Below are 21,797 nucleotides of genomic sequence, written 5' to 3'. Positions count from 1 at the left end.
GAACTATTCCAATGATGAATCGCCCCTGCATCCAATTCGCGGCGAATTCTAACAGAAAAAGAAAACGTTTGCGTAGGGGATTTCCTACCACGTTACAAATAAAAAGCGGCGATTAGAAAATCCCCAATCGCCGCGCCTACATAGGTGATTTCACCTGTAAAAGGCGCGGTTTCTCTCGAGATCTCTCCACCACTCCTTAATTCAGGGGCGCATCCTGCTGCGCCCCTGCGGGGTTTAACGGCCGTACGGCTTCACCTGCCCGCTCAGCCCGCTGATCGAGTTCAGCGACGGCAATGCCGCCTGCAGCTTCTGCTTGGAAGCATCCGGGCCGACGTAGATGCGGGTGATCTGCCCTTGCACCGGCGTTGACGGCACGGTGAAGGCGCGATAGCCCGAAAGACGCAGCGAGGCGACAATTTCGTTCGCCTTGGCGGCATTTTTCAACGCCCCGAGCTGCACGACATAGGCTTGCCCGACCGGCGCTTTTTCTTCCGCCGGTTTCGGCTGCGGTGTCGGCTCAGGCTTCGGCGCCGGTTCCGGTTTCGGCTCCGGCTTAGGCGTCGGTTTCACTTCCACCGGCTTCGGCTGCGGCGCCGGTTTCGGTTTCACCTCTACCGGTTTGGTTTCCACCGGTTTCGGCTTCGGCTGCTGCTGCACCGGCTGAGGACGCGTCTCGACCGGCGGCGGCGCCACCTGCGTCGGTTGCTGAGCATTCTGTCGCACCGCCTGTTGCGCCGCCGCTTCGTTGGCCGCCTGCTGCTCGACCAGCGCGCCCGCCCCTTCCGGCGGCTGCGCCGGCAACGGCTGCGTCACCGGCGGCAACACGTCGTTCTCTTCGACGTCGCCCGCCTTCGGCACCAAAGGAATGGCCGCGAATTCATCCTCGTAATGCTTCTTTTTGCCGTCCAGCAACCCTGGCAGGATGATCACCCCCAGCGCCACCAGAATCACGGTTCCGACCAGTCGGTTCTGAAATTTACTCGCCACTCACACTCCCCGCATCTCGTCTGACGCCGCCATCACCTGCGCAACGGTGTGGAACGATCCACAGACGATCACAATATCCTGTTTATCAGCATCCTGCATAGCCTGCCGCCAGGCAGTTTCGACATCATTAAAACGTCGCGGTTCAGCCAGATGTTGCGCCAGCAGTTCGACGCTGGCGCCGCGCGGGCCGTCGAGCGGTGCGCAGTACCATTCATCCACCTGCTCGCTCAGGCAGGCCAGCGTACCGGCGATGTCCTTGTCCGACAGCATGCCCACCACCGCGCGCACCTTGCCGCCGTCGCGCGGCAGCTTGGCCAGACGCCCGGCGAGATAGCCGGCGGCGTGCGGGTTGTGCGCCACATCGAGGATCAGCATCGGCTCCCGCCGCACGATCTGGAAACGCCCCGGCAGCGTCGCCTGCTGCAGCCCGGTGAAAATCGCGCGCTCGTCGATTTCCAGCGGGGAACAGTTCAGCGCCGCCAGCGCGGTAGCGGCGTTGGCCAGCGGCACATTCGGCGTCGGCAGATCGGTCAGCAGCGTGTCGCCGCCCTGCCACTGCCAGCGATCGCCCTGCTCGCTGAAGCGCCAGGCTTCACCGCGGCGATACAGCGGCGCGCCCAGCGTTTCGGCGACCTGGCGAATGCTGTCCGGCATATCGGGTTCGCCCACTACCGCCGGCTTGCCGCTGCGGAAAATGCCGGCCTTTTCACGGCCGATGCTTTCGCGATCGTTGCCCAGCCAGTCAGTGTGATCGAGCGCGATGCTGGTGATCACCGCCACGCTCGGATCGACGATGTTGGTGGCGTCGAGGCGCCCGCCCAGGCCGACTTCCAGGATCACCACGTCCAGTCGCGCCTGTTTGAACAGCTGCAGCGCCGACAGGGTGCCGAATTCAAAATAGGTCAGCGACGTTTCGCCGCGGCCGGCTTCAATGGCGGCAAACGAGCGGCTGTGCTCCGCTTCGCTCAGCTCTTCCCCCTGAATGCGCACGCGTTCGGTGTAGCGCACCAGATGCGGTGAGCTGTAAACGCCGACGCGCAGGCCGGCGGCCAACAGAATGGCTTCAAGGGTGCGACAGGTCGTGCCTTTGCCGTTAGTGCCGGCAACGGTGAACACCGTGGGAGCGGGGGTCAGTAAGTCCAGATGCGCCGCGACGCGCTGCACGCGTTCGAGGCCGAGTTCGATCGCCTGGCTGTGCAGACGTTCCAGATAGTAAAGCCACGAGCTCAATGGCGACGTGGCTTGGGGAATTTGGTGGTTTTGCATGAGTCCCATCACTGAACTTGGGTTCATTAATCCATCAGAGCACCACCCTCACCGCAGTAAAGGCGATGCGCTTCGTCACTGCCGCCCATCTGCAAACCGCAACCTCATAGGCCGCGGCCGGCAGGGAACGGGCATCAGCCGTCACTTAGCCACAAAGTGGCGGCTGAACCCGGGCGGGATCCGTCTTTGCCTCAGGCGTCAGCCTGCTGCTCCGGCTCAATGACCGGCGCGGCCTCATCGAAATGCGGCTGCAGCTGGTTGGTCAGCTTGGACAGAATGCTCGCCAGCGTTTGGCGCATTTCCGGGCGGCGAACGATCATGTCGATCGCGCCTTTTTCGATCAGGAACTCGCTGCGCTGGAAGCCCGGCGGCAATTTCTCGCGCACGGTCTGCTCGATCACGCGCGGGCCGGCAAAGCCGATCAGCGCTTTCGGCTCGGCGATATTGATATCGCCCAGCATCGCCAGGCTGGCGGAGACGCCGCCCATGGTCGGGTCGGTCAGCACGGAGATGTACGGCAAGCCGCGCTCCTGCATTTTGGCCAACGCCGCGCTGGTTTTCGCCATCTGCATCAGCGACATCAGCGCTTCCTGCATGCGCGCGCCGCCGCTGGCGGAGAAGCACACCAGCGGACAGTTGTCCTCCAGCGCCTGCTCAACCGCACGCACGAAACGCGCGCCGACCACGGAAGACATCGAACCGCCGATAAAGGCGAATTCAAAGGACGCCGCGACGATCGGCATGCCGTACAGCGTGCCCTTCATCACCACCAGCGCGTCTTTCTCGCCAGTCGCTTTCTGTGCGGCGACCAAGCGATCTTTATAGCGTTTGGAATCCTTGAATTTCAGAACGTCTCTCGGCTCCAGATCGCTGCCCAACTCCACTTCGCTGCCTTCATCCAGCAGGGTATGCAGACGCGCGCGCGCGCTCATGCGCATATGGTGGTCGCACTTCGGACACACTTCCAGATTACGCTCCAGCTCGGCGCGGTAGAGAACCTGGCCGCAGCTGTCGCATTTGGTCCAAACCCCTTCAGGAATGCTCGCCTTACGGGTTTGTGTGATATTGCTCTTGTTAAGAATTCGTTCGATCCAGCTCATCGATGACCTTTCTGTTTGAACCTGACACAAGCCAGTCCGCTGTTCATGCTTTAACAATCCCCCCGAAAACACCCCCAATGAAAAAATGCCCGTACGCCGCGCGGCAAGCGCGCGACCGAGGCATCGGTTTCAGGGTTGTTCGCAGGAACAGACCATAATGTCGCTCATTAAACCATATCGGCCCGACGCTGTGGACAAAAAACTGGTCGAACCGACAGGTTGCGCGATGTTTTTACTGTTTTTGCTGGCGGGCGGCGGCGCGCTTGTGGCGCCAAATTTCAATCACCCCCGGCAGAATCGAAACGATGATGATCCCGACGATCAGCAGTTTCAGGTTCTCCTGCACCACCGGCAGATCGCCGAACAGGTAGCCAGCATAAGTGAAGAGCAGCACCCAAACCAGTGCGCCAATCACGTTGTAGGCGGCGAAGTGGCGATAGGACATATGCCCCATGCCGGCGACGAACGGCGCAAAAGTACGCACGATCGGCACGAATCGCGCCAGAATAATCGTCTTCCCGCCGTGCTTCTCATAAAACTGATGCGTTTTATCCAGGTAGCTGCGGCGGAAGATTTTCGAATTCGGGTTGCTGAACAGCTTCTCGCCGAACAACCGCCCGATAGTGTAGTTCACCGCATCGCCGATGATCGCCGCCACGGCCATCAACGCCACCATGGTGTGCACGTTCAGATCGTTGGTCGGCAAAGCCGCCAGCGCGCCGGCGACGAACAGCAAAGAATCCCCCGGCAGGAACGGCGTCACCACCAAACCGGTCTCGCAAAACAGGATCAGGAACAGAATAGCGTAGACCCACATGCCGTATTGTGCGACCAGTTCGGCCAGGTGCACATCAATATGCAGAATGAAATCAATAATAAACTTGATGATGTCCATAAATTCTCTCATTGATACCGGGCGTTTCAATCACCCGGCAGAAGCACAAGGGAGCGACGCTTTCAGGCGTGCCGGCGTTTAATCGTCGGGTAAAAACAGCGGCCCCATCGGCGGCCGCGGGATACCAAAGTGGTCGGGATAGTCCACGGAAACCAGATACAGCCCCTCGGCTCGCGCCGTCGCCGCCGCCAGATTGCGATCCTTCAGCGCCAGCAACTCGGCCATCCAGTTCTCATCCTGATTGCCGCAGCCGATCTCCATCAGGCTGCCGACGATGTTGCGAACCATGTGATGCACGAAGGCATTCGCCTTGATATCTACCACAATATATTCGCCGTAGCGCGTAACCTTAACGTGTTTTACGCAGCGCCACGGGGTGCGCGACTGGCATTGCACCGCGCGAAACGAGGTAAAGTCGTTCTCGCCCAGCAATGCCTGCGCCGCCCGATGCATGCGGTCCGCGTCCAGCGGGTGATAAAAATGCGTCACTCCCTGTTGCAACACCGCCGGCCGGTAGCGATGATTGAAAATAATATAGCGGTAACGGCGCGCGGTGGCGCTGAAACGCGCGTGAAAATCATCAGCGACGGGGCTCACCCAGCGCACCGCGATGTCCGGCGGCAAATGGGTGTTGACGCCCATCGTCCAGGCGGCGTCCTTGCGCCGCGCGGTGGTTTCGAAGTGCACCACCTGCCCGGTGGCGTGCACCCCGGCGTCGGTGCGCCCGGCGCACAGCACGTTGATCGGCGCATCCGCCACCTTGCTCAACGCCTGCTCCAGCCGTTCCTGCACGCTGGCCACTTCTTGCTGCCGCTGCCAGCCGTAGTAACGGCTGCCGTCATATTCGATGCCCAGCGCTACCTTCAGCGTCGGCTGAGTGGGCGAGACCACCTCAGACATCAGTACATCTGCTCCTGCACCAGACGCTCGGCGGTTTCGATCGCCATCAACGCGCCGCCGAAGCGGACGTTGTCCGCCACCGTCCAGAACTGCAACAGCTCGGGGATGCCGTAATCGTTGCGCAGACACCCGATGCTGAGCGCATCGCTGCCGGAAGCTTCGGTGACCTGAGTCGGGTAATCGTCCTCTTCACTCAGTTGAACGTCCTCGACCTCTTCAAGCTCGCTGCGCGCCTCTTCGGCGGACAGCGGACGCAGCGCTTCAAGGTGCACGACCTGCGCGTGGCCATAAAACACCGGCGACTGGATGCAGCTCACCGAAATCGGCAACCCTTCGTCCTGCAGCACCTTGCGCACCTGATCGACGATCAGGCGTTCTTCGCGCACGCTACCCTGCTCGTCGGCGACAAGCGGCAGCATATTAAACGCCAGCTGTTTAGTGAAAACGCCTTCTTCGGCCGGGATGCCGTTCAACAGACGCGCGCTCTGGCCAGCCAGATCGTCCACCGCCGCCTTGCCGCGCGAGGATACCGACATCAGCGTCGTGACGTGCAGGCGCGACAGCCCCGCCTGTTCGGTCAGTGGTTTGATCGCCGTCAGCAGTTGGCTGACCATGCTGTCGGCCACCGCGACGATGTTGCGGTTGCGGTAATCCGCCAGCACCTGCGGGTTAACGCCAGGCACCACCAGCGGCACATCCGGTTCCATGGCGAACAGGCCGCTGGTGTCGATCACCAGACAGCCCATGTTGCCGGCCTCTTCGGCATAGCGCGCGGAAGCGTCGCTGCCGGCGACGAAGAAGGCCAGCTGCGCCTGCGACCAATCGAACTCTTCGGCGTTTTGCACCAGAATAGACTTGCCGTTGAAGCGCACATTGGCGCCCGCGCTGCGTTCGCTTGCCAGAGGATAGAGCTCACCCACCGGGAACTGGCGTTCCTGCAACAATTCCAGCAACGCTTCACCTACCGCGCCAGTGGCGCCGAGCAGCGCGATATTCCAGCCGTCAGACATTGGGTTTTCTCCAGAGTATTTCATTCATAAAAGCAGACGGGCAGTGCAGCCACCGCCCGATAATCTTTGCCGCTCACTGTAGCGGCGTTGGCTTAAGACAACCTTACGCGCTACGCGATGCTGAAGCCCAACTTGCCGAGCAGCTCGGCGCTGGCGCTGTCATCGCATTGCACGGCCAGCGAAGACCACTCGCGGCGTTCCTGGTAGTGCTTGCGCAGGCGATCGAACTCGCCCGGTTGCCCAGCGACTTTGCGCAGCGGCGCATCATCGCGGCGCACATCATACACCAAGTGCATCAATCGTTTTAACCGCGCTTCATCCAGCGGGCCGTTGAGACGGATCTGGCTGAACTCCGGCACCGGCAGCAGCGAGGCCAGCGCCACCTGTTGCGGCTGCCCCAGATGACGGCTGAACGCTTCGAACACCTGGGTGGTGCCACGCGCCTTGCCTTCCAGCGTATACCCGGCGATGTGCGCGGTGCCGATATCCACCCGCGCCAACAGCGGCAAGGCGAGATCCGGCTCCGGTTCCCACACGTCCAGCACCGTGCTCAGCTTTTTGCCTTTTTCCAGCGCCTGCAGCAACGCGGCGTTATCCACCACCGGCCCGCGGCAGGCGTTGATCAGAATGCGGTTGTCCGGCAACGCCGCCAGCAGATCGGCGTTCGCCAGGTGCAATGAATGATACGGGCCGGATTTATTCAGCGGCGTATGGAAGGTCAGCACGTCGGCCTCGGCCACCAACTTCTCCAGTGGCCAGAATTCCCCGGCGTCGCCGCGATCGGCGCGCGGCGGATCGCACAGCAGCGTGCGCACGCCCAGCGCTTTGAGGCGCGCGTCCAGACGCGAACCGACGTTGCCCACGCCGACGATGCCGACGGTTTTATCCCGCAGCTGGAAGCCGTCGCGCTCGGCCAGCAGCATCAATGCGGAGAACACATACTCGACCACCGCGATGGCGTTGCAGCCCGGCGCGGCGGAAAACCCGATGCCCTGCCGTTGCAGCCAGGCGTCATCGACGTGATCGGTGCCGGCGGTAGCGGTGCCGACAAAACCGATGCGGCTGCCGGCCAACAAGGCTTCATTGACCTTGGTGACCGAACGCACCATCAGCGCGTCGGCATCCGCCAGCGCCTCAAGCGGGATCGGACGCCCCGGCACCGCCCGCACGTCGCCCAGGCGGCTGAACAGCTCGGCCGCATACGGCATATTTTCATCAACCAGAATTTTCACTGCGTTCTCCGACGGTTTACGGCTATTTGTCTGCGAAATAGTGTGCCACTGAATCAGGCACGGCGAAAGCGCTCAGGGGTGGTGCCGGCGATCTGCTGGAACATGACGATGAAGGCCGACGCGGAGCTGTAGCCGACCTCCAGCGCCACGTCCTGCACGGTTTTGCCCTGTTCAAGCAGCGACACGGCGTGCAGGAACCGCAGGCGCTGGCGCCATTCGCTGAACGGCATGCCCAAATCCTGCTGGCAGCGGCGAGACAGCGTGCGCTCGGTGGTGTATACCCGCTTCGCCCACGTCGCCAGCGAAGTGTTGTCCGCCGGGCAATGTTCCAGCGCTTCCAGCACCGGCGCCAAAAACTTGTCGTCCGACGACGGCAGATAGGTTTGCTGGCGCGGCGACAGATGCAGCTGGTCGATCAGCACCTGGCAGAGGCGCAAATCCGCCTCCGCCTGCGGAATGTACTGTTTGCGTGCATAGAAATCCTCGGCGATGGCGCGAAAGATCGGCGTCACATTGACCAGGCAAGGATCGGCCGGCATGCCGGCGCACAGCGCCGGCGCGATGTCCACCATGCGGCACTGCGCCAGCCGCTGGTTGTAACAGGAGTGTTCGATGCCCGCCGGCGTCCACAGCACGAACTCCGGCGGCGCCAGAAAGCGCTGCCCGCCGATGCGCAGCACCATCACCCCGGCTTTGACCCACATCAATTGGCCCCAGGTATGGCTGTGCGGCTGGAATTCGGTGCGGACGTTGAACTCCTCGCAACGAAACTGCACCGGGTTTGGCGCCGGGATCAGCGACTCGGGGAAATGGCGGATTTCTGGCATGGTTTCGTCCCGTGATTTGTCTTATTTACGCCGATTTTTGTCTGAATATCGTTATATATGATAAACCGGACACGCGTAGACTAGCCAGCATGTTGGACGCTATTGAGAATAATTGTCATGAATATGCTTTTCCCCCTGCTGGCCGTGCTGATTTGGTCGATTAACGCCGTCGTCAGCAAACTCTCCGCCACCGCCATCGATCCGGCGGCCATCTCGCTCTACCGCTGGCTGCTGGCGCTGATCGCCCTGACGCCGTTTGTGCTGCCGGGCGTGCTTCGCAACTGGGCGCAGGTGCGCGCCAACTGGTGGAAGCTGATGATCCTCGGCTTGCTCGGCATGGTGCTGTATCAAAGCCTGGCCTATTACGCGGCGCACAGCGTCAGCGCGCTGTTTATGGGCATCATCGTGTCGCTGATCCCACTGCTGACCATCCTGATCAGCATCGTACTGCTGCGCATTGCGCCGACCGTCGGCGTGCTGCTCGGCAGCATTCTCTCCTTCTGCGGTTTGATCTGGCTGGTCAGCGGCGGTCAGCCCGGCGCGCTGTTGCAGCACGGTATCGGCAAAGGGGAATTGATGATGCTACTCGCCACCGCCTCTTACGCGCTGTATGGCGTGTTGACCAAACGCTGGGCCATCGCGCTGCCGAACTGGCAATCGCTCTACGTGCAGATCCTGTTCGGCGTGCTGTTGCTGCTGCCGAATTTCCTGATGGCGCAGGATGTCGGCTTGAACGGCCATAACCTGCCGCTGGTGCTGTTCGCCGGCATTCCGGCCTCGATCATCGCGCCGTACCTGTGGATCCAGGGCGTGCTGCGCCTGGGCGCCAACACCACCTCGATCTTCATGAACCTGGCGCCGGTGTTTACCGCCGCTATCGCGGTGCTGTTCCTGCATGAGCAATTGCACGGTTACCACCTGATCGGCGGCGGCATCACCCTGCTGGGCGTGATCCTGTCGCAGCGGCTGCGCACGCCGCTGACGCGTAAAGCCAAAGCCCCGGCGGCAGGCGCAGATTCCTGCAAAGAGCAGGCCTAAGCCAGCAACCTGAAACGCACCCGCACCAACAGGCCGCCCAGCGCGGCGGAGCTCAACAGCTCCGGGCGGGTGCCGTGATACGCGGTGATGTCCTTCACCAACGCCAATCCCAAACCGGCGCCCGGCTGATCGCCCACGTTGTCCAAGCGATGAAACGGCTGCAGCGCCAACGCCTTGTCCTGCAAGGCGATGCCCGGGCCGCTGTCTTCTATCTCCAGCACCCCTTCCCCCGTAGCCTTATCCCGCGTAAGGCGGGCGGTCACCACGCCCTCGTGCGGCGTGTATTTCAGCGCGTTGTCCAGCAGATTGGCGCACAGCTCGGCCAACAGCAGCGGCTCCCCCGCGACCTGACACGCCGCTTCACCCTCGAAACCGAGATCGATCTGTTTGCTGCGCGCCTGTGGCAAGCGAGAGAAACAGGCGTCGCGCAGCACCTGCGCCAAATTGACCGGCTGCAGCTTGCGATCGGCGCTGTGCTCGCTGGCTTTCAGGCGCGAGAGGTGTAGCAGACGGTCGGTGAGCGCCACGGTGTTATCCAGCGTCGCGCTCATCGCCTGCAGACTTTCGCGCCACTGCTGCGGCCGATCGCTGGCCAGCGCCACCCCGACCTGGGTCTTCAGCACCGCCAACGGGGTGCGCAGCTGGTGAGAGGCGTCAGCGCTGAAGCGTTCCTGACGCGCCACCATCAGCCGCAGCCGTTCGATGTAACGATTAAAGGCCACCAGCAGCGGCTGCATCTCCGACCAGGGAAGAACCCGCGGCAAAGGCGTCAGTTCGCCCGGATCGCGCCGCAGCATGATGCCGGAGAGTTTACGCATCGGCTTCAACACCCGCTTGAGCAGCGCGAACGCCAGGATCAGGGTCAACACCACCACCGTGCCCTGGCTCAACAGCGCCGCGATCATCATCTGCCGCGCCAGGTAACGACGCGATTCCAGGGTTTCCGCCACCAGAATGGTCGCCATGCCGCTCACGCCCGACTCGTTGACCGGTTGAAACAGCGCCGCCACGCGGATCGGCCGGCCGAGGTATTCCGCATCGTAGAAATGCACCAATGCCGGATAGAGGGTGGAGCGTGGAATGTGAGGCGGCAACGACGGCAAATCGTCATAGCCCGAGATGCTTTTCCCCTGCGGCGAGATCACCTCGTAATAGAGCTGATCGTTCATGTTGCGCTCGAAGCTGTCGAGCACCACATAAGGCACATCGACCACCAGCTTGCCTTCGCGCACCACCAGCCGCTCCGCCACGGTGCGCGCCGACGCCAGCAGCGTGCGATCGTAGGCCAGGGTGGCGGCGCTCATGGCGCTGAAGTAGTGGGTGTAGATAGAGATGCCGCCCAGCGCCAGCAGCGGCAGGCCAAAAAACAGCAGCAGTTGATAAAACAGCGAGCGCGGCGCGTTAAACCACCGCATTGCACAGTTCCAGGCTGTAGCCCAGACCGCGCAGCGTGACGATCGCCACGTCGCTGCCCTGCAGCTTTTTTCGCAAACGGTGTACGTAAAGCTCGATGCTCTCCGGATTGGCCTCGTCAGACAGCGTAAACACCTGCTCAAACAGCTGCTGCTTGGCCACCGGGCGGCCGCGCCGGTGCATCAGCGCGGTCAGCACCGCCAGCTCGCGCGGCGTCAGCGCCAGCGGTTTGCTCTCCAGCAGGAAATAACCTTCGTCATGATAGGTCAACGCGCCGTATTGCAACGCCGGCTGCGCGGCGCCGACGCTGCGGCGCAGCAACGCCCGAATGCGCGCCTCCAGCTCGTCCAGTTCAAACGGTTTGGTCAGGTAGTCATCCGCCCCCAGATTCAGGCCTTTCACCCGATCGGTCACGTCGGTGCGCGCCGTCAGCAACAGCACCGGCAGATCCTGCCCGCGCTTGCGCAGGCGCGCCAGCAAATCGAGACCGTTCAGACGCGGCAACGCCACATCCAGCACCGCCAGCGCATAGCGTTCATTAAGCAACAGGTGGTCGGCGGCCACGCCATCCGGCGCGACGTCGACGGCAAATCCGGCGCCGGTCAGCGCCTTTTGCAACCAGTGAGACAGCTCGGGGTGATCTTCAACCAATAATAGTCGCATGTTCCCATTCCATTGATTTTCCTGAACAACCAGACACCGATGCGGCGTCTGTTAACAGGTCGATAACAGAGAATGGCATGGAAAATAAGGGGATAAAAGAGCGCCGCGCCGCCAGTTTTGGGAGCTGGCACACAATTATGCGTACTGGGGCGCGCTCGTGTGACGCCTCAGATCAGCGTGATGGGGCTATCGGCGAGAGCAAGATCCAACACCGGACGCAGCTTATCGGCGGTAAACGGCGAAGAAACCAGCACGGAGCGGTTGTTGGCGGCAAACACCAGATCGATGCCGGTCACACAGGCGGTCATCTGGCAAGCATACTTTTCACCGTCGGCGTTGACGAAATGCAGCTCAAATACGCCAATCTCAGGGCGCAAGCGCTTCAAACGACACTGCCCGGCTTCTCCCGCCATCTCGGCGTAGACCTCTGGCAACCGTTTAATCGCACATACCTTGGCGCTGTCCCTGCCGCCAAACAATTTCCCTAACGAAAACATATCACTGCATCTCTATTCATTTTATTACAGATGATTTTAACGCGAATGACTATCGGCAATCCTGACATTACGCAGGGTTTTGGCCGGTTTTGCGCGCTGTTCTCTGCGCCCATTCTATGTTAGCGCACCCGCCGTTCGCTCGCGACAAGAGACCCTAATCACAGACTGGAAACTTTTCCGTCCGCTGAAAGGTAAATGAAAGGTTGTTGTTTTAACAATCCTGCAACCGCACCCGGCGGGATTCAAAACCAGAACAATACCGAGGGCAAGTCACAATGAAAAAAATAATGACCCGTACCTTTACCGCCGCCGCCCTGCTGCTGGCGGCCAATCAGGCCTTTGCCGTGGAAGCGCCCAAACGCACTGAGTGCATCGCACCAGCCAAACCCGGCGGCGGCTTCGATCTGACCTGCAAACTGATTCAGGTATCACTGCAGGACACCAAGGCCATTGATAAACCGATGCGCGTCACCTATATGCCCGGCGGCGTCGGCGCGGTGGCCTACAACGCCATCGTCGCGCAGCGCCCGGCGGAGTTCGGCACCGTGGTGGCCTTCTCCGGCGGTTCGCTGCTCAACCTGGCCCAGGGCAAGTTCGGCCGCTACAACGTGGACGACGTGAAATGGCTGGCGGCGGTCGGTACCGACTACGGCATGATCGCGGTGCGCGCCGACTCGCCTTACAAAACCTTGAAAGACTTGATGGACGCTTTCCAAAAAGATCCCAACAGCGTGGTGTTCGGCGCCGGCGCCTCGATCGGCAGCCAGGACTGGATGAAAACCGCGCTGCTGGCGCGCGAAGTCGGCGTGGATCCGCGCAAGATGCGCTACGTGGCGTTCGAAGGCGGCGGCGAGCCGGTGACCGCACTGCTGGGCAACCACATCCAGGCGGTATCCGGCGATCTGAGCGAAATGGTGCCTTACCTGCAGGGCGACAAGATCCGCGTGCTGGCGGTGTATGCCGAGCAACGCCTGCCGGGCCAGTTGGCCGACATTCCCACCGCCAAAGAGCAGGGATACAGCTTGGTGTGGCCGATCATTCGCGGCTTCTACGTCGGGCCGAAAGTCAGCGATGAGGAGTATCAGTGGTGGATCGACACCTTCCAGAAAATGATGGCGACCGAGGAATTCAAGCAGCAGCGCGATCTGCGCGGCCTGTTCGAGTTCAACCTGACAGGCAAAGAGCTAGACGCCTACGTGAAGAATCAGGTTACCCAATACCGTGAGCAGGCGAAAGTGTTCGGCCTGGCCAAATAACCGCAGGGGAAAACCATGAGCGATCGTATTTTTGCCGGCTTTTGGCTGCTGCTGTGTATCGGCGGGCTGTTCATCGGCTGGGGCATTCAAAGCGAATACAGCTATGAACCGCTGGGACCACGCCCGTTCCCGCTGGCGATCCTCAGCCTTATGGCGCTGTGCGCGGCCCTGTTGTTGCTGCGCCGCCCACAGGCGGTGGAGTGGCCGCACCACAAAGTGCTGCAGCGGCTGCTGGTGCTAGTGATCACCCTGGTGCTGTATGCCTGGGGGTTTGAATGGCTCGGTTTCCCGCTGGCGACCGCGCTGCTGACGTTCAGCATCGGCCTGCTGTTTCAGGCCAGCCTGCCGGCGGCGGCCATCTCCGGCGTCATCATGGGCGCAGCGTTGTACTACGCCTTTGACCAACTTCTCGATGTCACACTGCCGCTCGGCGCCTGGCTGAGCTAACGGGAGCGATGATGGATACCTGGATGTATTTGACCCAAGGGTTCGAAGTGGCGCTGGTGCCGCAGAACCTGATTATCGCCCTGATTGGCTGCTTCGTCGGCACCATCGTCGGCCTGTTGCCGGGGCTGGGGCCGATCAACGGCGTGGCGATCCTGCTGCCGCTGGCGTTCGCCCTCAAACTGCCGGCCGAATCGGCGCTGATCCTGCTGGCGACGGTGTATATCGGCTGCGAGTACGGCGGGCGCATCTCGTCGATTCTGCTCAACGTGCCGGGCGATGCGGCGGCGATCATGACCGCGCTGGACGGCTACCCGATGGCGCAGCAGGGGCGCGCCGGCGTGGCGCTGTCCATCTCGGCGGTCAGCTCGTTCGTCGGCTCGATGATCGCCATCGGCGGCATCATTCTGTTCGCGCCGCTGCTGGCCCGCTGGTCGCTGGCCTTCGGCCCGGCGGAGTATTTTGCCCTGATGGTGTTCGCCATCGCCTGCCTCGGCAGCATGATGAGCCAAAATCCGCTGAAATCGCTGCTGGCGGCGCTGATCGGCCTGGGGCTGGCGACGGTGGGCGTCGACGCCAACACCGGCGTTTACCGCTTTACCTTCGACAGCGTGCACCTCTCCGACGGCGTGCAGTTTATCGTGGTGGTGATCGGCCTGTTCTCGGTCAGTGAAATTCTGCTGATGCTGGAAAGCACCAGCGCCGGGCAAAAGCTGGTGCGTAAAACCGGCCGGTTGCTGTTCAACCGCAAAGAGGCGGCGCAGTGCGCCGGCCCGACCCTGCGTTCGTCGGTGATCGGCTTCTTCGTCGGCATTCTGCCGGGCGCCGGCGCCACCATCGCCAGCGCGCTGACCTACATGACCGAGAAGAAAATCAGCGGCAACAGCGACACCTTCGGCAAAGGCGACATCCGCGGCGTAGCGGCGCCGGAAGCGGCCAACAACGCCTCGGCCTGCGGTTCGTTCATTCCGATGCTGACGTTGGGGGTGCCGGGATCCGGCACCACAGCGGTGATGATGGGGGCGCTGACGCTGTATAACATCACCCCCGGTCCGGCGATGTTTACCGAACAACCGGATATCGTCTGGGGGCTGATCGCCGCGCTGCTGATCGCTAACGTCATCTTGCTGATCATGAACCTGCCGCTGGTTGGCCTGTTCACCCGCATGCTGACCATCCCGCTGTGGTTCCTGGTGCCGGCGATCGCCGCGGTTTCCGCGGTGGGGGTTTATGCGGTACACAGCACCACCTTCGACCTGCTGTTGATGGTCGGGTTGGGAGTGTTCGGCTATATCCTGCGGAAAATGCACTTCCCGATGTCGCCGCTGATTTTGGGCTTCGTGCTGGGTGAGATGCTGGAGCAGAACCTGCGCCGCGCGCTGTCGATCAGCAACGGCGAATTCGGCATCCTGTGGAGCAGCAGCATCGCGCAAACGCTGCTGGTGCTGGCGGTCGCGGTGCTGGCGCTGCCGCCGCTGCTGCGCCTGATGCGCAAACGCCGCCATCCGGCGATCGAGGCCAAGGCCGAGTAACGCGAAACGGGCGGGAATTTCCCGCCCGTTGTGTTTAACGGCCCAGGGCCGCCATTCCCCTTTCCAACGCATCGATATCGTCATCGGCAAGCAACGGCTGGATCGCCGCGAAGTCCGCCTCAGGCAACTCATAGATGCGCAAGGCGAGCAAGCGCGCGATGACTTCCGGCGCGAATCGCCAACGGATAAACCTCGCCGGATTGCCGCCGACGATGGCATAAGGTTCAACATCGCCGGTCACCACGCTGCCGGCGGCGACGATCGCCCCTTCGCCTATCGATACCCCTGGCATCAACATCGCCCGCATGCCAATCCAGCAACCGTCACCCAGCCGGGTATCGCCTTTGGGGCGGTACGCCTGTTTGATGGTTGCCATAAACGGGTACAGGCTCAACCAGTCGATGCGATGGGTGTGATTGCCCCCCATCAGGATCACCGCTTCGGCCGCGATGCAGACATAGTCGCCGATCAGCAGGCGATCTATTTCGCCCAGCGGCTGCCATTGCCGGCTGACCGCGTCGCCGTGCAGATAGCGCACCACCGAGCGTTCGAAACCGTTATCCCAGCAGTCGCTGTAGTAGCTGTGGGTGCCTTTGACGATAATATTCGGGTTGGTCACCGTCTGATGCAGCAGTTCGGTGTTGGACCAGTGTTTTTCGGACATGGCGTATTCTCTTGTTACGGGAATAAAAGCCACGGAACGGAATGTCTGTGGCCGTGTTGTCGTTCACTCAACACGGCCCATCAAGCGATAAGCGCTCGTTTCAATCTCGGGTTATTCATGATTACCGCCTCTCTTGCGAGGCGAAATGGTAACCGATCACGCCTCGGCGGTCTTGCTTTTCAACAGCAGCACCCCACCCATGACCAACGCGCTGCCCAGCAGCTGCAGCTGATTCATGTTTTCCCCCAGCAGGAAATAGGCGATCACCGCGGTGAAAACCAGCTCCAACGACAGGATCAGGTTGGCTACGGCCAGCGGCAGCGTTTTCAGGCTGATGTTATACAACCCGAAGCCCAACAGCGTCGGCCCGGCGGCCAGCGCCAGCAGCAACAGCCAGCCGCTCCACTGAATGCCCTGCGCGCCGTGCGACAGGAACCACAGATCGCCGGCCATGCCGTGGAACGCCGCCAGCGGGAACGCCGTCAGCGCCGCATTGAACACCAGCTGATACAGCGCCGAAAAACCGAAAACGTACAAAATGGTGTTCCACACCGGATAGCCCCGTTCGCTGGCCACCCGCCCGCCGAGGGTATACAGGGTATAGCCGATGCCCGACAGCATCCCCACCAGCAGCCCCAACAAGTCGAAGTGCTGATTGCCCATGCTGTCGCCGTTGCTGACCAGGAAACAACCGCCCAGGCTGATGGCGATCACCAGCAGCTGGCGCAGCGTCAGGCGTTCGCTGTACATCACCCAGCCGAGGAACACGGTAAAGCCCACCGAACAGTAGGTCAGAATGGTCGCCACCGATGCGCCGTTCAGCGCCACCGACAGCGTCCACAGGCTGTTGAACAGCGCCAGCAGCAGCCCGTAAAGCGCGTAGAACAATACCTGTTCACGGCGCAGGCGCGCCCACTGCGGTTTCACCACCAACAGCAGCGGCAACAGCACCAGCGCCACCAGCGCCGCGCGCCAGAACGCCAGCACGAAGGTCGGCATGTGATAGTATTCGGTCAGCGCTCGGATGATGATGGCGGTAAAGGCCAGCAGCATGGCGCTGATAATGGCGATGACGTAACCCTGGCGGCTGCCCTGCAAGAGACGCGCGCCGGGCAACAAAGGCCGGGCGGAAACGCCTGACGGTAATGACATGAGATCCTCGGGAAAATGGCGACATAAATGCTCAGGCGCACAGTGTAACGCGGCCATATTTTCCCACTATAGCCACTTTTCGGCCTTGTCATGCAGGCCACTTTTCTGCGCTTGAAGCCCTGTCGACATGGGGTATAGTAAAAAGCTCTCTCCCTAACCGGGCCAATTTCGCATGCACATTCCGTTAGATCGCGAGCAGGACGTTCCGCTCTATTTACAGATCGAAGAAGCGCTGCGGCGCGCCATCCTCACCGGCGTGTTCGTGGATGGCGACAAGCTGCCCTCGACGCGCACGCTGGCGGCCGAATTGGCGGTCAGCCGTTTGACGGTGGATAACGCCTATGCCGAACTGGCGGCCAAGGGCTTTTTGCACCAGCGACGCGGCAGCGGCGCCTATGTTGCGCACCCGCAGACGCAAACGCGCCCGGCCCGGCCGACCAGCGATGCCCCCTTCCCGCTGGAGAACTTCACCACCCTCACCTCGCGGCTGGACGGCTATGCCGACGCCCCGCTGCCGGAGGGGCTGATCAACTTCGCCGCCGGCGTCGGCAGCCCTAAGGTGTTCCCGCTGGAGGCATTTCGCAAAGTGCTGCTGTCGGTGCTCAGCCGCCACGCGGAAGAGGCCTTCAGCTACGGCGAATACTGCGGCTACTACCCGCTGCGCGATACGCTGAGCCGCATCCTCAGCGCACAGGGCATCCCCACGCAGGCGGAACAGGTGCTGATCACCAACGGCTCGCAGCATGCCATCAGCCTGGTGGTGCAAAGCCTGCTGGCGCCGGGCGATACGGTGATCGTCGAAGAACCGACCTACGCCGAAGCGCTGGGCCTGCTGCGCCAGCACCGCATCAATATCGTTACCGTGCCCGGCGATCGCCACGGCATGCTGGTCGAACGATTGCCCGAGTTGCTGGAACGCCACCGCCCCAAATTGATCTACACCATCCCCAACTTCCACAACCCGACCGGCCGTTGCCTGAGCGAAGCTCGCCGGCGGCGCCTGCTGGCGATCGCCCAACGGGCCGGCGTGGTGATCCTGGAGGACGATTTCGTCGGCGATCTGCGTTACCAGGGCAAACAGCTGCCGTCGCTGCGTGCGCTGGCGCAGCCGGGCGCGGTGATCTACGTCAGCACCTTCTCCAAAATGCTGCTGCCCAGCATGCGCATCGGCTATCTGGTGGCGGACAGCGAGCACTATCAGCGCTTCGCGCGGCGCAAGCACGTTGACAGCTTCACCAGTTCCAGCCTGATCCAGCGTGCGCTGGACGCGTTTGTCACCGTCGGCCGTTACGACAAGCAGCTGCGGCGCGCCGGGCGCGTCTATCGCCTGCATCTGGAAGTGATGATCGACGCGTTGCAGCGGCGGTTGCCGCCGGGGTGCCGTTTCGAAACGCCGCAAGGCGGCTTGTTTATCTGGCTGACGCTGCCGGAGGCGGTGACTACCACCGAGCTGATGCCGGTGGCCTGGCGGCACGGCGTCACTTTCGCGCGCGGCGAATGCTTTTATGCCCAGGAACAGCTGGGCGCGCACAGTCTGCGGCTAAACTTCGCCGCCAACTCGCCGCCGCAGATTGAAGAAGGCATCGCCCGGCTGGGCCGGGCGATTGAGGAAGTGATAGCAGAGAAAAACGCCGGTTAGACGGCGGCCCACCACAGCCGCAGCTTCATTCCCCAGTAGCTGGTCCAGCCGGTGGTGCTCTGCACCACCTTGCCCTGCGAGACCACCACGAAGGTCGGCGTCACGCCAATCCGCCACTGCGCCGACAGCGCGCCGGCCGGATCGTTGACCACCGGCAGCGCCAGCCGTTTGCGCGCCAGCCACTGTTTCACCTGGGTATCGTCGCCCGATCGCAGCGCGACGGTCAGCACGTTGCCGCCCGCCGCCTGCAAACGGGCGACGTCCGGCGTGGTGAAACGACAAACGCCGCACCAGCTGGCCCAGAAGTAAACCAGCAGCGGCCGCTCATGACTGAGCTGCGCCAACGACACGCGCTCGCCGTCCAACGTGGTCAGCGTCTGGGCATCGAAGGCCGGCGGCGCCTGCGGCGCGTTCAGCCAATCCATCACCGTGATCACCGCCAGTGCGATCAGCGCCAGCAGCAGCAACTCGCGCCCCCAGCGCTTGAGCTTAGCCATGGTTGGCCTTCGCCAGCTGCTGCTTCACCATCGTTTCCAGCTCTTCATAGGACACCGCCCCTGGCAGCATCTGATCGCCGATCAGCGTCGCCGGCGTCCCTTGTACGCCCAGTTGTTCCGCCAACGCCATATTGGTGCGCAGCGTGGTCATGCTCTGTTCGCTCGGCGCCACCGCCTTGACGCCGGTTTTCTCCTGCGCGGCGGCGATGCTGGCGTTGTCATGGAAGCCCTTTTTCGCCATCAACCGCTGATGCAAGGCCCAGAATTGCTCCGGGTGCTGCTGCCAGGTGGTGAGCGCCACACGCGCCGAACTGACCGAACTTTCGCCCTTGAACGGCAACAGCTTCACCACCAGCGCCACATCCGGGTATTGCTTGACGATTTTCTCCAGCATCGGATCAAACCGCTTGCAGTACGGGCAGTTATAGTCGGTAAAGGTCACCAGCGTCAGTTTGGCGTTGGCGGCGCCCAGGCGCGGGCTGGCCGGATCCTGATATAGCGTTTTGGCATTCTGCTTGATAGCCTGGCTGATTTGCTGGCCTGCGGTTTGCTGCTGCCAGGCGTCCACCGCCTGCGCCAGAATGTCCGGGTTGGACACCAGCGTTTCGCGGATCATCTCTTTGATACGCGCCTCTTGCGCCGGGGTGAAAGGCTCGGCGGCCCACACCGGGGCGGCGATGATCATCAGTAAAATCAGTAGCTTTTTCATTGTTCGGTTCCTTTGGCATGGGAAAGCGTTTGCAGCACGGCGTCACGGGTCAACAGCGGGGATAACACCTCGCCGTCCGGGCTGCCGGGGCCATAGATTTGGTTGAAAGGCACGGCGACGCTGCCGCGCTTTTGCAGGAAGGCGCTGATGTCGGCCGACGGGCGGCTCCAGTCGCCGCGCAGCGCGACCACGTCATCAGCGCTCAACGCCCGCTGTACGTCATCGCGCAGCAGCACATTGAATTTGTTGGCTTTACAGGTCACGCACCAGTCAGCGGTCACGTCGACGAACACCCGTTTATGCTGCGCCAGCGCCTCGGCGATCGCCTGTTCGCTCAGCGGTTGCCACTGAACCCGATCCTGCAACGGCTGGCACCACAGACCGGCGGTCAGCGAACCGGCCAGCAAGGCCACACCCGCCAGCACCACAGTGCCCGCCGCCAGCTTGACCGCCAAGCGCGCCCCCTGCTGACGCCACACCGCCAGCAGCAACGCCAGCAGCGCCAGCGCCCCCAGCCACAGCGTGGCCTGCATGCCGATATGATTGCTCAGCAGGCTCAGCAGCCACAGCGACGACGCCAGCATCAACAACCCCATCGCCAGCTTGACGGTATTCATCCAGCGGCCGGGGCGCGGCAAGCGCAGCGCCAGCGAAGGCCAGGCGGCGATCAGCAACCACGGCAGACTCATGCCGATGCCGAGCGCGATGAACATGCCCCACAGCACCGGCAGCGACGCCGCCAGCGCGAAGGCCACCGCCGTGCCGAGAAACGGCGCCGAGCACGGCGTCGCCAGCAGCGTGGCGAAGGCGCCCTGCCAGAAATGGCCGCTCAGGCCGTGCCCGTTATGGGTGGCCAGCGACGTGTTCAGATCGGACGAGAGGCGCAGATGAAACAGGCCAAACAGGTTGGCGCTGAACAGCAGCGTCACCAGCACCATAAAGCCGATAAACCACGGATTCTGGAACTGAATGCCCCAGCCAAGCGCGTGGTTGCCGAGCCGCAGCAGCGTCATCAGCAGGGCCAACGCCATAAACGAGGCGACGATGCCCAGCGACGACGCCAGGAACTGCAAACGAACGCTGCGCCGATCGCGATGCTCCACCTGCAGGATAGAACCGAGCTTGATGCCCAACACCGGCAGCACGCACGGCATCAGGTTGAGGATCACCCCGCCCGCCAGCGCCATCAATACCGCCTGCCATAACGGGAACGCCGCACCGGCGGGCGCGGCCAGCGGATCGCCAATCGGCAGCGTAATCTGCTGCGCCATGCCGCCGTCGTCGATCACCAGCGTCAGCGTTTTTCCGCGCAGATCCGGCGCCGCCTCTCCCCAGCCATCGCTGACCGGGACTCGCGCCAGCAACCGATCGCCGTCGGTTTCAACCTGCGGCTTGCCGAGATCGGCATCCGCCAGCGTATCGAAGAACAGCGCGGGCCGCTGCCAACCGTCGGCGCGTTCGGCGGCAATCTGCAGCTCGCCGCTGCGGTAACCGGCCTTGACGCTTTCCGCCAACCCGGCGGCGATCGGCACCTGCCCCATCGCCTGCGCGAAGTCGTGATTAAACTGCGGATCGTTCGGCGCCGTCAGATCCAGACTGAACGGGTAGTCGGTCAGAATGCAGACATTACTGCAGGTGGACAGCGTCAGAGTGCCCGCCAACGGGCCGGATACCGGGCCTGGCATCACGATCGGCAGCGTGACCCGATGGTGATAGCCCTGGGTGGAAATGCCGGCCACCTCGAAACGCTGCGGCGTCGGCCAGTGCCAGGTCGCCGGCGGCGGGTGGCCTTGCCAGACGATAGCCGGCGCGATGCCGCCTTCGCCCGGGGAACGCCAGTAGGTTTTCCAGCCTTTTTGCAGCTCGACCGACAGCAGCAGACGGGTCTCTCCCGGCTGTGACGTGTCGGCGCGCAGCCGCACCTTGGCATGATCGTTGGCCGGATTTTGCAACCAGCCGCTGTCCGCCGCCTGCAAGGCGGGCAGCCACAGCATAAACAGGCAAGCGCAGGCCAGCCTGATAATTTTCAACATGTTAATTCTCCATAAATGATTAATTCACCGCGAAAAACGGGCG

At 62.4% G+C, this 21,797-nt stretch carries 21 protein-coding genes; 5 read left to right on the top strand and 16 right to left on the bottom strand.

Annotated elements, in window-relative coordinates:
• Positions 1 to 234: 234 nt before the first annotated feature.
• The 8 genes from dedD to IMX17_RS00790 form a co-directional block, all read right to left on the bottom strand.
• Positions 235 to 987, bottom strand: a complete 753-nt coding sequence (gene dedD, locus IMX17_RS00825) for a cell division protein DedD (protein ID WP_046896314.1) — start codon at positions 985 to 987, stop codon at positions 235 to 237.
• Complete coding sequence (gene folC / locus IMX17_RS00820; protein ID WP_046896313.1) at positions 988 to 2,253, bottom strand: bifunctional tetrahydrofolate synthase/dihydrofolate synthase; 1,266 nt, start codon at positions 2,251 to 2,253, stop codon at positions 988 to 990.
• A 191-nt stretch (positions 2,254 to 2,444) separates the two neighbouring features.
• Complete coding sequence (gene accD, locus IMX17_RS00815; protein WP_046896312.1) at positions 2,445 to 3,353, bottom strand: acetyl-CoA carboxylase, carboxyltransferase subunit beta; 909 nt, start codon at positions 3,351 to 3,353, stop codon at positions 2,445 to 2,447.
• Positions 3,354 to 3,585: 232 nt separating this feature from the next.
• A complete protein-coding gene (locus IMX17_RS00810) occupies positions 3,586 to 4,248 on the bottom strand; it encodes a DedA family protein (RefSeq protein WP_004936130.1) in 663 nt (220 codons plus the stop codon).
• Positions 4,249 to 4,326: 78 nt separating this feature from the next.
• Positions 4,327 to 5,148: a tRNA pseudouridine(38-40) synthase TruA gene (truA, locus tag IMX17_RS00805; RefSeq protein WP_046896311.1), complete on the bottom strand. Its 822-nt coding sequence runs from the start codon at positions 5,146 to 5,148 to the stop codon at positions 4,327 to 4,329.
• The gene (locus IMX17_RS00800; RefSeq protein ID WP_046896310.1) at positions 5,148 to 6,158 is read right to left on the bottom strand and encodes an aspartate-semialdehyde dehydrogenase; all 1,011 of its coding nucleotides are present in this window, start codon (positions 6,156 to 6,158) and stop codon (positions 5,148 to 5,150) included. The genes truA and IMX17_RS00800 overlap by 1 nt, the downstream gene beginning before the upstream one ends.
• A gap of 110 nt (positions 6,159 to 6,268) precedes the next feature.
• Complete coding sequence (gene pdxB, locus IMX17_RS00795) at positions 6,269 to 7,390, bottom strand: 4-phosphoerythronate dehydrogenase PdxB (RefSeq protein ID WP_046896309.1); 1,122 nt, start codon at positions 7,388 to 7,390, stop codon at positions 6,269 to 6,271.
• A 53-nt stretch (positions 7,391 to 7,443) separates the two neighbouring features.
• The gene (locus tag IMX17_RS00790; RefSeq protein WP_046896308.1) at positions 7,444 to 8,217 is read right to left on the bottom strand and encodes a helix-turn-helix domain-containing protein; all 774 of its coding nucleotides are present in this window, start codon (positions 8,215 to 8,217) and stop codon (positions 7,444 to 7,446) included.
• 117 nt (positions 8,218 to 8,334) lie between these two features.
• Between IMX17_RS00790 and IMX17_RS00785 the strand changes: the two genes are divergently transcribed.
• Positions 8,335 to 9,255 (top strand): DMT family transporter, encoded by a 921-nt coding sequence (locus IMX17_RS00785; protein WP_033651953.1) that lies wholly within the window; start codon positions 8,335 to 8,337, stop codon positions 9,253 to 9,255.
• Here the strand turns inward: IMX17_RS00785 and IMX17_RS00780 are convergent.
• The 3 genes from IMX17_RS00780 to IMX17_RS00770 all read right to left on the bottom strand — a co-directional run bounded on the left by IMX17_RS00780 (position 9,252) and on the right by IMX17_RS00770 (position 11,828).
• Positions 9,252 to 10,670 carry a sensor histidine kinase gene (locus IMX17_RS00780; protein WP_182264106.1) on the bottom strand — a complete coding sequence of 473 codons (1,419 nt, stop codon included), beginning with the start codon at positions 10,668 to 10,670 and terminating at the stop codon, positions 9,252 to 9,254. The two genes, IMX17_RS00785 and IMX17_RS00780, sit on opposite strands and share 4 nt — an antisense overlap.
• Positions 10,657 to 11,331 carry a transcriptional regulator TctD gene (tctD, locus tag IMX17_RS00775; RefSeq protein WP_033643888.1) on the bottom strand — a complete coding sequence of 225 codons (675 nt, stop codon included), beginning with the start codon at positions 11,329 to 11,331 and terminating at the stop codon, positions 10,657 to 10,659. Before tctD ends, IMX17_RS00780 begins: the two co-directional genes overlap by 14 nt.
• Positions 11,332 to 11,498: 167 nt before the next feature.
• Positions 11,499 to 11,828, bottom strand: coding sequence for a hypothetical protein (locus tag IMX17_RS00770; RefSeq protein WP_046687556.1), 330 nt, complete (start codon positions 11,826 to 11,828; stop codon positions 11,499 to 11,501).
• Positions 11,829 to 12,103: 275 nt separating this feature from the next.
• Here IMX17_RS00770 and IMX17_RS00765 point away from each other — a divergent pair, with 275 nt between their 5' ends.
• The 3 genes from IMX17_RS00765 to IMX17_RS00755 are packed head-to-tail and all read left to right on the top strand — an operon-like array spanning position 12,104 to position 15,060.
• Positions 12,104 to 13,084, top strand: a complete 981-nt coding sequence (locus IMX17_RS00765) for a tripartite tricarboxylate transporter substrate binding protein (RefSeq protein WP_046896306.1) — start codon at positions 12,104 to 12,106, stop codon at positions 13,082 to 13,084.
• 15 nt (positions 13,085 to 13,099) lie between these two features.
• On the top strand, positions 13,100 to 13,531 hold the full coding sequence (locus IMX17_RS00760; protein ID WP_046896305.1) for a tripartite tricarboxylate transporter TctB family protein: 432 nt from the start codon (positions 13,100 to 13,102) through the stop codon (positions 13,529 to 13,531).
• An 11-nt stretch (positions 13,532 to 13,542) separates the two neighbouring features.
• A complete protein-coding gene (locus IMX17_RS00755) occupies positions 13,543 to 15,060 on the top strand; it encodes a tripartite tricarboxylate transporter permease (RefSeq protein WP_046896304.1) in 1,518 nt (505 codons plus the stop codon).
• 34 nt (positions 15,061 to 15,094) lie between these two features.
• Here the strand turns inward: IMX17_RS00755 and IMX17_RS00750 are convergent, their stop codons facing one another.
• Both IMX17_RS00750 and IMX17_RS00745 read right to left on the bottom strand, forming a co-directional pair.
• A complete protein-coding gene (locus IMX17_RS00750) occupies positions 15,095 to 15,724 on the bottom strand; it encodes a CatB-related O-acetyltransferase (protein ID WP_182264105.1) in 630 nt (209 codons plus the stop codon).
• A gap of 156 nt (positions 15,725 to 15,880) precedes the next feature.
• Entirely contained in the window at positions 15,881 to 16,876 is a 996-nt protein-coding gene (locus IMX17_RS00745; RefSeq protein ID WP_182264104.1) for a DMT family transporter, read from the bottom strand.
• A 172-nt stretch (positions 16,877 to 17,048) separates the two neighbouring features.
• Between IMX17_RS00745 and IMX17_RS00740 the strand changes: the two genes are divergently transcribed.
• Entirely contained in the window at positions 17,049 to 18,515 is a 1,467-nt protein-coding gene (locus tag IMX17_RS00740) for a PLP-dependent aminotransferase family protein (protein WP_193549229.1), read from the top strand.
• On the opposite strand, the gene IMX17_RS00735 is transcribed toward IMX17_RS00740, so the two are convergent.
• From IMX17_RS00735 to IMX17_RS00725, 3 genes are read right to left on the bottom strand one after another with little or no spacing between them, the layout of a single operon-like run.
• On the bottom strand, positions 18,512 to 19,012 hold the full coding sequence (locus IMX17_RS00735; RefSeq protein ID WP_046896300.1) for a protein disulfide oxidoreductase: 501 nt from the start codon (positions 19,010 to 19,012) through the stop codon (positions 18,512 to 18,514). The two genes, IMX17_RS00740 and IMX17_RS00735, sit on opposite strands and share 4 nt — an antisense overlap.
• Positions 19,005 to 19,721, bottom strand: a complete 717-nt coding sequence (locus IMX17_RS00730) for a DsbA family protein (RefSeq protein WP_046896299.1) — start codon at positions 19,719 to 19,721, stop codon at positions 19,005 to 19,007. The genes IMX17_RS00735 and IMX17_RS00730 overlap by 8 nt, the downstream gene beginning before the upstream one ends.
• Complete coding sequence (locus IMX17_RS00725; protein WP_193549228.1) at positions 19,718 to 21,754, bottom strand: protein-disulfide reductase DsbD; 2,037 nt, start codon at positions 21,752 to 21,754, stop codon at positions 19,718 to 19,720. Before IMX17_RS00725 ends, IMX17_RS00730 begins: the two co-directional genes overlap by 4 nt.
• Between the last annotated feature and the right edge of the window lie 43 nt (positions 21,755 to 21,797).

The organism is Serratia sp. X3 (assembly GCF_014982455.1).
Taxonomy (GTDB): domain Bacteria; phylum Pseudomonadota; class Gammaproteobacteria; order Enterobacterales; family Enterobacteriaceae; genus Serratia; species Serratia ureilytica.
Note: the sequence above shows the minus strand (reverse complement) of the source record. Positions and strands in the feature narration are given on the sequence as shown.